Below are 833 nucleotides of genomic sequence, written 5' to 3'. Positions count from 1 at the left end.
CCACTATCCGGGCGTGCCGGTCCAAGAACTGGCTCGTCACCCATCGGGACGTTCTGGAACACGGTGAACTGACCCTTGCCATCCATCGACGGGCCGTCGTTCCATCGCGCTGGAGGTGGCACTGAGCCATCCGATGCGGTGGCGAAGAAATCGTAGTTGTGGTTCTGATCCTCCTTCTCTTGGGGGAAGCTATTGGGAATAGGCAGCGCACCCTCGTGTCCGCCGAGCTCTTCGATAACCGCTAGCCACTGTTGCTGGTGCATGGTGTCGCGGGCGATCATGAAATGCAGCATGTCCTTCATGCCATCATCATGAGCGGCATTATAGAGGCGTGTTGCCAACACTCGGCCGGTGCTTTCGGCTGCTACGTTGCAGTACATATCCGCTGCTAGATTGCCGCTCGCATAAATATGCGACATGTCGAACGGCACACCTTCCGAATTGCCTGGAAAGGCCGCCATGCCCGTCGACAGGATGTGACGGTGCAGCATGCCTTCGACCACGTGGCGGGGATTTTCGCCTCCCATGACTGCACCGACAATTCCGTCTGCAGCGCCGGCTTCGGCGAGGCTGGCCGGAGCCTTGTCGAGATTGAGGGCAACAGCTGTTGCCAGCATTTCGATATGGCCGATTTCTTCCGTCGCGGTGTGAAGCAACATATCCCGGTATTTTGTGGTCGGGCCTCGTGCGCCCCAAGCTTGGAAGAAATACTGCATGCAGACGCGGATCTCGCCCTCGACGCCGCCGATCGCCTGCTGGAGCATCCGTGCAAAAATGGGGTCGGGAGAACCGACCTTGACCGGATACTGCAAACGCTTGTCGAAACTGAACAT

The 833-nt window shown here is 58.3% G+C and carries 1 protein-coding gene; it reads right to left on the bottom strand.

What is annotated here, in order from left to right; genetic code table 11:
* On the bottom strand, nt 1–833 hold an 833-nt coding region (locus JNB91_RS30315; protein ID WP_220329124.1), incomplete at its 3' end, for a manganese catalase family protein.

Origin of the sequence: Aliirhizobium wenxiniae, from assembly GCF_019511445.1 — a bacterium.
Classification (GTDB): Bacteria; Pseudomonadota; Alphaproteobacteria; order Rhizobiales; family Rhizobiaceae; genus Neorhizobium; species Neorhizobium wenxiniae_A.
This window is presented reverse-complemented; position numbering and strand designations above follow the sequence as displayed.